This is a genomic window from Streptomyces sp. BF23-19 (genome assembly GCF_041106355.1).
Classification (GTDB): domain Bacteria; phylum Actinomycetota; class Actinomycetes; order Streptomycetales; family Streptomycetaceae; genus Streptomyces; species Streptomyces virginiae_A.
In genome coordinates this window covers 1-7,843 of record NZ_JBGBPT010000160.1, presented here as the reverse complement: position 1 = coordinate 7,843, position 7,843 = coordinate 1, and the positions used below count along the sequence as shown (strand labels likewise).

The 7,843-nt window shown below is 71.9% G+C and carries 5 protein-coding genes; 3 read left to right on the top strand and 2 right to left on the bottom strand.

The window, feature by feature from the left end:
• Positions 1 to 1,028: lytic murein transglycosylase (locus AB8A24_RS42480; RefSeq protein WP_369479179.1), on the bottom strand; the 1,028-nt coding region annotated here is incomplete at its 3' end.
• Between the two features lie 184 nt (positions 1,029 to 1,212).
• Between AB8A24_RS42480 and AB8A24_RS42475 the strand changes: the two genes are divergently transcribed.
• Entirely contained in the window at positions 1,213 to 2,073 is an 861-nt protein-coding gene (locus tag AB8A24_RS42475) for a DUF4184 family protein (RefSeq protein ID WP_328963763.1), read from the top strand.
• 49 nt (positions 2,074 to 2,122) lie between these two features.
• On the opposite strand, the gene polA is transcribed toward AB8A24_RS42475, so the two are convergent.
• Entirely contained in the window at positions 2,123 to 4,843 is a 2,721-nt protein-coding gene (gene polA / locus AB8A24_RS42470) for a DNA polymerase I (protein WP_328963762.1), read from the bottom strand.
• A gap of 198 nt (positions 4,844 to 5,041) precedes the next feature.
• On the opposite strand from polA, the gene AB8A24_RS42465 reads away from it, so the two are divergent.
• On the top strand, positions 5,042 to 7,312 hold the full coding sequence (locus tag AB8A24_RS42465) for an FdhF/YdeP family oxidoreductase (protein WP_328963761.1): 2,271 nt from the start codon (positions 5,042 to 5,044) through the stop codon (positions 7,310 to 7,312).
• Between the two features lie 54 nt (positions 7,313 to 7,366).
• The gene (locus AB8A24_RS42460; RefSeq protein ID WP_266390339.1) at positions 7,367 to 7,840 is read left to right on the top strand and encodes a PaaI family thioesterase; all 474 of its coding nucleotides are present in this window, start codon (positions 7,367 to 7,369) and stop codon (positions 7,838 to 7,840) included.
• Positions 7,841 to 7,843 lie beyond the last annotated feature (3 nt).

The following is a 7,843-nucleotide window of genomic DNA, read 5'->3' as shown; positions in this document are numbered from 1 at the left end:
TTCGGGTCCGGCGTCGGAGTGGGCGTCGGCGAAGGCGTCGGTGTGGGCTTCGGGTCCGGCGTCGGGGGCGGGGTCGGGGTCGGGGTGGGCTTCGGAGTGGGAGTCGGCGTCGGGGTCGGGCTCGGGGGCGGCGTCGTGGGTGTGCCCGGGCCCGTACCGGGCCGGTCCGGGACCTCGTGCGTCCCCTTCAGGTAGTACGTGAACCAGGACCGCACCGTGCGCAGGTACTCCGTGGAGCGGTTGTAGGAGAGCACGGAGCGGTCCAGGTCCGCGTCCACCCGCAGGTCGCGGCTGCCCGCGCACAGGTAGCGGGCGGCCGCGAGGGCCGCGTCGTGCACGTTGTTCGGGTTGCGCCGGCCGTCGCCGTCCGCGTCCTGGCCCCATGCCGCCCACGTGGAGGGGATGAACTGCATCGGCCCGACGGCCCGGTCGTAGCGGGAGTCACCGTCGTAGGCCCCGCCGTCCGTGTCCGAGATGTTCGCGAAGCCGTTGCCGTCGAGCACGGGCCCCAGGATCGGCCTCAGGGTGGTCCCGGCCGCGTCGACCTGCCCGCCGCGCGCCTGCCCGGACTCCACCTTGCCGATCGCCGCGAGGAGTTGCCAGCGCAGTCCGCAGCCGGGGTCGCTCTGCCCGACCTTCTTCTCCGCGCCCTGGTACGCCGCGAGCACGCTCGCCGGTATCCCCTGCGCCCCTTCCGCGGGCCCGGCCACGGCCGATGCCGGCGCGGCCTGCGAGCCCGTCGGCGCCTGCGGCTGCGGCGGCGTCGACCCCTCCTCCGGCAGCAGCACGTCCGGTGGCCGCGGGCTCACCAGCGGCGGGAGTTCGGTGAAGTAGGCGGAGTCGCCGCCGGCCGTGTCCGCGGCCCGCGGCGGCTTGGACGGTACGGCGGACTCCCCGGCGGCGGAGAGCCGGTCGGTGCTCCCGTCCGCCGGGCCCTGGGACGCGGTCACCGCCGCGACCACCAGAGCGGAGACCAGAGCGGCCGTCGTTCCCCTGCGCAGCCTGCGTCCGAATATTCGAGCCGACATGAGTCGGACCCCTCCCCCTCGACGTCCGCGTGACCCTACGTCAACTCCCTGCACACAGCACGCAAAGAGGGCGGGAATTCACCACATCCCCACGTCCCGGCGCAGCTCACGCATACTGTCCGGACCCTTCGGGAGCATTGGCCCGAAGTAAGGGACGCACACAGGAACACGCAGGAGAGGTGCCATGCCGTTCACTCTCAGCCACGCGGCCGCCGTACTTCCGGCCATCCGTCGGACCGGGCGTGCGCGGGGGCCCCTCGTCGCCTCGGCGCTCGTCCTCGGGTCGTTCGCGCCGGACACCTTCTACTTCACGGACGCGGTCGTCGAAGGCGTCCTGGTGTACGGGGCCTTCACGCACTCGCTGCCGGGGGTCTTCACCCTGGACGCCGTGCTGACCGCCGTCCTCGTGGGGTTCTGGCTCCTCTTGCGCGAGCCGCTGATCGCGCTCCTGCCGCGCGACTGGCGTGGCCGGGTGCACGCCTTCGTGCGGGGCGAGGTGTGGCGCGAGCGTTCCCGACCGGCCGCGCTCGTCTGCTGGTTCTACGTCTCGGCGGCCGTCGGGTCCCTCACGCACGTGGGGTGGGACAGCTTCACGCACAACGACCGCTGGGGCACGAACGCGCTGCCCGATCTCGCCGAGCCGCTCGCCTACGGCCTGCCGGGCTACTCCTTCCTCCAGTACGGCACTTCGGCCGTCGCCGCGTGCGCCCTGCTCTGGTTCACGGTGACCGCCCTGCGCCGGCTTCCGGCCCTCCCGGCCCCCGCGTCCGTGCCGGTGCTCTCCCGCGCGGAGCTCTGGGGTGCGCTCGCCCTGCTCGTGGTGTGCGTGGCGGTCGGGGCCACCCGGCGCGTGTTCCGCTTCTTCGACTTCTTCGACCGGATCCGTACGCCGCTCGACATCATCCCGACCATCTGTTTCGGCGCGGGCGGCGGACTGACCGTGGCGCTGCTGGTCTACGGGGTCCTCGTGCGGCTGCGGCACCGGCGCGACCGGACCGGGCGCCCCGCGGACGAGGAGACACGGACGCCCGTCCCCACCGCCTGAGCGGTAGGAACGGGCGCCGGGTCCGTCGTACGGGTCCGTCGTACGGTGATCAGTGCGCGGCGGACTCCCAGTCCGGGCCGACGCCCACCGACACGTCCAGCGCGGCCCGCAGCTCGACGGCGGCGCCCATCTCGCGCCGCACCAGTTCCTCGACCTGCTCGCGCTCGCCCGGGGCGATCTCCAGCACGATTTCGTCGTGGACCTGGAGCAGCATCCGCGACCGCAGGCCGGCCTCGGCGATCGCCCGGTCCACGCGCAGCATCGCGACCTTGACGATGTCGGCGGCGGTGCCCTGGATGGGGGCGTTGAGCGCCATCCGCTCGGCGGCCTCGCGGCGCTGGCGGTTGTCGCTGTTGAGGTCGGGCAGGTACCGGCGGCGGCCGAAGATCGTCGCCGTGTATCCGGTGGCGCGGGCCTCGTCGACGACCCGGCCGAGGTAGTCCCGGACTCCGCCGAACCGCTCGAAGAAGGTCTCCATCAGGCCGCGCGCCTCGGCGGGCTCGATGTTCAGCTGCTGGGCGAGACCGAACGCGGAGAGCCCGTAGGCCAGTCCGTACGACATGGCCTTGATCTTGCGGCGCATCTCGGCGTCGACCGCGGACCGCTCCACGCCGAACACCTGGGAGGCGACGGTGGTGTGCAGGTCCTCGCCGGTCGCGAAGGCTTCGATCAGGCCCTCGTCCTCGGAGAGGTGGGCCATGACGCGCAGCTCGATCTGGCTGTAGTCGGCGGTCATGAGGGACTCGAAGCCCTCGCCGACGACGAAGCCGCGGCGGATGGCGCGGCCCTCGTCGGTGCGCACCGGCACGTTCTGCAGGTTGGGGTCGGTGGAGGACAGTCGGCCGGTCGCGGCGACGGTCTGGCTGAAGCTGGTGTGCACCCGGCCGTCGGCGGCGATGGTCTTGACCAGGCCCTCGACGGTGACGCGCAGCTTGGCCTGCTCCCGGTGCCGCAGCATGATCACCGGGAGTTCGTGGTCGGTCTGCGTGGCCAGCCAGGCCAGCGCGTCCGCGTCCGTGGTGTAACCGGTCTTGGTCTTCTTCGTCTTCGGCAGGTCGAGCTCGCCGAAGAAGACCTCCTGGAGCTGCTTGGGCGAGCCGAGGTTGAACTCGTGGCCGACGGTGGCGTGCGCCTCCTTCACGGCCTGCTGCACGGCTCCCGCGAACTGCTGCTCCATGGCCTCCAGGTGGTCGCGGTCGGCGGCGATGCCGGAGCGCTCCATCCGGGCGAGGAGTTCGGAGGTGGGCAGCTCCATGTCGTGGAGCAGCTCCGCGGCGCCCACCTCGGCGAGCTTGTCCGTGAAGGCGTCGCCCAGGTCCAGGACGGCGCGGGCCTGCGCCATCAGGGCCTCGGCCTCGGCGGTCTCGTCGGCGCCGAAGGCCAGCTGGCCGTCGGCGGCGGCGGGCGCCAGTTCACGGTGCAGGTACTCCATGGACAGGACGTCCAGGGCGAAGGACCGCCGGCCCGGCTTGACCAGGTAGGCGGCGAGCGCGGTGTCCATGGAGACACCGGCGAGGGTCCAGCCGTGCTCGGGGAAGACCCGCATCAGGCCCTTGGCGTTGTGCACGACCTTGGGCCTGGCCTCGTCGGCGGCCCAGGCCGCGAAGGCCCGCTCGTCCGCCTCGTCCAGCTCGGCGGGCGTGAACCAGGCGGCGGCGCCACCGGCCGCGGCCAGCGCGATCTCGGTGACATTGCCCTGGCCCAGCGCCCAGCTGTCGACGGTCGCGATGCCCAGCGGCCCGCCCGCGTGGCTCTCCAGCCACGGTGCCAGCTCGCCGGTGCCCAGGACCGAGGCGTCCAGCTCCACCCCGGCCGCCGGGGCCGGGGCCTCCTCCACGGCCGCGCCCGGGTCCACGGCGAGCAGCCGCTCGCGCAGCGAGGCGTTGCGGATCTCCAGCACGTCCAGCACGCCGAGCATGGCGGTCCGGTCGTAGGGGGCGCGGACCAGGTCGGCGGGGGTCTTGGGCAGCTCGACGTCCTTGACCATCTCGGTCAGGACGCGGTTGAGCTTGACGGCCTCCAGGTGGTCCCGGAAGTTCTGCCCGGCCTTGCCCTTGACCTCGTCGGCGCGTTCCACGAGCTCCGCGAACGACCCGAACTGGGTGATCCACTTGGCCGCGGTCTTCTCACCGACGCCCGGGATGCCCGGCAGGTTGTCGGACGGGTCGCCGCGCAGCGCCGCGAAGTCCGGGTACTGCTGCGGGGTGAGGCCGTACTTCTCCTCGACCTTCTCCGGGGTGAACCGGGTGAGCTCGGAGACGCCCTTGGTCGGGTAGAGCACGGTGGTGTGCTCGGAGACGAGCTGGAAGGAGTCCCGGTCGCCGGTGACGATCAGCACGTCGAAGCCGGCCGCCTCGGCCTGCGTCGCCAGCGTCGCGATCACGTCGTCGGCCTCGAAGCCGTCGACGGCGAACCGCGGCACGTGCATCGTGTCGAGCAGCTCGCCGATCAGCTCGACCTGCCCCTTGAACTCGTCGGGGGTCTTGGAGCGGTTCGCCTTGTACTCGGGGAACTCCGTCGAGCGCCACGTCTTGCGGGAGACGTCGAACGCCACCGCGAAGTGCGTGGGCGCCTCGTCGCGCAGCGTGTTCGCCAGCATCGACGCGAACCCGTAGATGGCGTTGGTCGGCTGCCCCGTCGCGGTCGTGAAGTTCTCCGCGGGCAGCGCGAAGAACGCCCGGTAGGCCAGGGAGTGCCCGTCCATGAGCATCAGGCGGGGACGGTCCGCTGCGGGCGGCTGGTCGGTCTTCTTCGCTGATGAATCTGCCACGCCCCGATCCTAGGCGCCCCCACCGACAATTCCGGCCCGTCGCCTCCCCCGGCGCATCCTCCCCACCGGACGCCCCCGGCGCACCCGGCCGGGCGCGGCGAGCACCGGACCGCCCTCCCCGGATTCCGTGGTCCGTGCAAGGATCGACGGACGCGGCCACACGTGCTGCATACGTACGTACGCTCGAAGGGGAGCGCGATGGCGACCAAGCCGCCCACAGGCGATCCGGTACAGGACGCACCGCAGGTCACACCACCCAAGCGCGCGGCCGCAGGCCTGCCGGCGATCGGCCACACCCTGCGGATCGCCCAGCAGCAGATGGGCGTGGCCCGCACCGCCCGCACGCTCCTCAAGGTCAACCAGAAGGACGGCTTCGACTGTCCGGGCTGCGCCTGGCCCGAGGGCGACGAGCGGCACACGGCCGAGTTCTGCGAGAACGGCGCCAAAGCCGTCGCGGAGGAGGCCACGCTGCGCCGGGTCACCCCCGCGTTCTTCGCCGCGCACCCGCTGCCCGATCTGGCCACGCGGTCCGGCTACTGGTTGGGGCAGCAGGGCCGCATCACCGAGCCGATGTACCTCCCCGAGGGCGGCGACCGGTACGAGCCGGTCAGCTGGGAGCAGGCCTTCTCGATCATCGCGGAGGAGTTGACCGCCCTCGACTCCCCCGACGAGGCCCTCTTCTACACCTCGGGCCGCACCAGCAACGAGGCCGCGTTCCTCTTCCAGCTCTTCGCCCGCGAGTTCGGCACCAACAACCTGCCGGACTGCTCGAACATGTGCCACGAGTCCTCGGGCTCCGCGCTGACCGAGACCATCGGCATCGGCAAGGGCAGCGTCTCCCTCGAAGACCTCCACCAGGCCGAGCTGATCATCGTCGCCGGGCAGAACCCGGGCACCAACCACCCGCGCATGCTCTCCGCCCTGGAGAAGGCCAAGACCGCCGGCGCGAAGATCATCTCCGTGAACCCGCTGCCCGAGGCCGGCACGGAACGGTTCAAGAACCCGCAGACCCCGATCGGCATGTTCAAGGGCACCGCCCTGACCGACCTCTTCCTGCAGATCCGCATCGGCGGCGACCAGGCCCTCTTCCGCCTCCTCAACAAGCTCGTCATCGAGACGGAGGGCGCCACCGACGAGGCCTTCATCCGCGAGCACACCCACGGCTACGAGGAGCTCGCGGCCGCCGCGAAGGAAGCCGACTGGGACGAGACCCTCACCGCGACCGGCCTGACCCGCCCCGAGATCGAGCGGGCCCTGGCCATGGTCCTGGCCTCCAAGCGCACCATCGTCTGCTGGGCCATGGGCCTCACCCAGCACAAGCACGCCGTCGCCACCATCCGCGAGGTCGTCAACCTGCTCCTGCTGCGCGGCGACATCGGCCGCCCCGGCGCCGGCGTCTGCCCCGTCCGCGGCCACTCCAACGTGCAGGGCGACCGCACCATGGGGATCTTCGAGCGCCCCGCGCCCGCCTTCCTCGACGCCCTCGACAAGGAATTCGGCATCACCTCGCCGCGCGGGCACGGCTACGACGTGGTCCGCTCCATCCAGGCGATGCGCGACGGCGAGGCCAAGGTCCTCTTCGCGATGGGCGGCAACTTCGTCGGCGCAACCCCCGACACCGAGGTCACCGAGGCCGCGATCCGCCGCACCGCCCTGACCGTGCACGTCTCCACCAAGCTCAACCGCTCCCACGCGGTCACCGGCCGGCGGGCCCTGATCCTGCCCACCCTCGGCCGTACCGACAAGGACGTACAGGCGAGCGGCAAGCAGTTCGTGACCGTCGAGGACTCCATGGGCATGGTCCACGCCTCCCGCGGCAACCTCGCCCCCGCCTCCCCGCACCTGCTCTCCGAGCCCGCGATCGTGGCCCGCATGGCCCGCGCGGTCCTCGGCGCGGCCTCCGCCACCCCCTGGGAGGAGTTCGAGCGCGACTACGCCTCGATCCGCGAACGCGTCTCCCGCGTGATCCCCGGCTTCGAGGACTTCAACGCCCGCGTCGCCCGCCCCGCCGGCTTCCAGCTCCCGCACGCCCCGCGCGACGAGCGCCGCTTCCCGACGAAGACCGGCAAGGCCAATTTCACGGCCGCGCCCGTGGAGTACCCGCGGATCCCGGCGGGCCGGCTGCTCCTGCAGACCCTGCGCAGCCACGACCAGTACAACACCACGATCTACGGGCTCGACGACCGCTACCGAGGCATCACCGGCGGCCGCCGCGTCGTCATGGTCAACCCCGAGGACGCCGCCGAGCTGGGCCTGGCCGACGGTTCGTACACGGACCTGGTAAGCGAGTGGAAGGACGGCGTGGAGCGGCGCGCGCCCGGCTTCCGCGTCGTGCACTACCCGACCGCCCGCGGCTGTGCGGCCGCGTACTACCCGGAGACCAATGTGCTGGTCCCGCTGGACTCGACCGCGGACGTCAGCAACACCCCGGCCAGCAAGTCCGTCGTCGTGCGCTTCGAACCGGCCTGATAGAACGACCTCAGGACAAGACGGTTAACGAGCGTTGACGAACGGAGCCTGACCATGGGCGAGCAGCACGCAGTGAAGTTCCCGCAGGAGGTGCTCGACGAGTACGCGGCTCTGGGCATCGACCTGCCCGCACTGTTCTCGGCGGGAGACCTCGGCGAGCGGATGGACATCCGCATCCTGGAGGCCTCGGCCGACCGCGTCGTCGCCACCATGCCCGTCAAGGGCAACACCCAGCCGTACGGGCTGCTGCACGGCGGGGCCTCGGCCGTGCTGGCGGAGACCCTCGGCTCGATCGGCGCCATGATGCACGGCGGCATCACCAAGATCGCCGTCGGCGTGGATCTGAACTGCACCCACCACCGGGGCGCCCGCTCCGGCATCGTCACCGGCGTCGCCACCCCGGTGCACCGCGGCCGCTCGACCACCACCTTCGAGATCGTCATCACCGACGAGCAGGACAAGCGGATCTGCACCGCCCGTCTGACCTGCCTGCTGCGCGACGCCGACCAGGTCGCCGCGGGCGCCTGATCC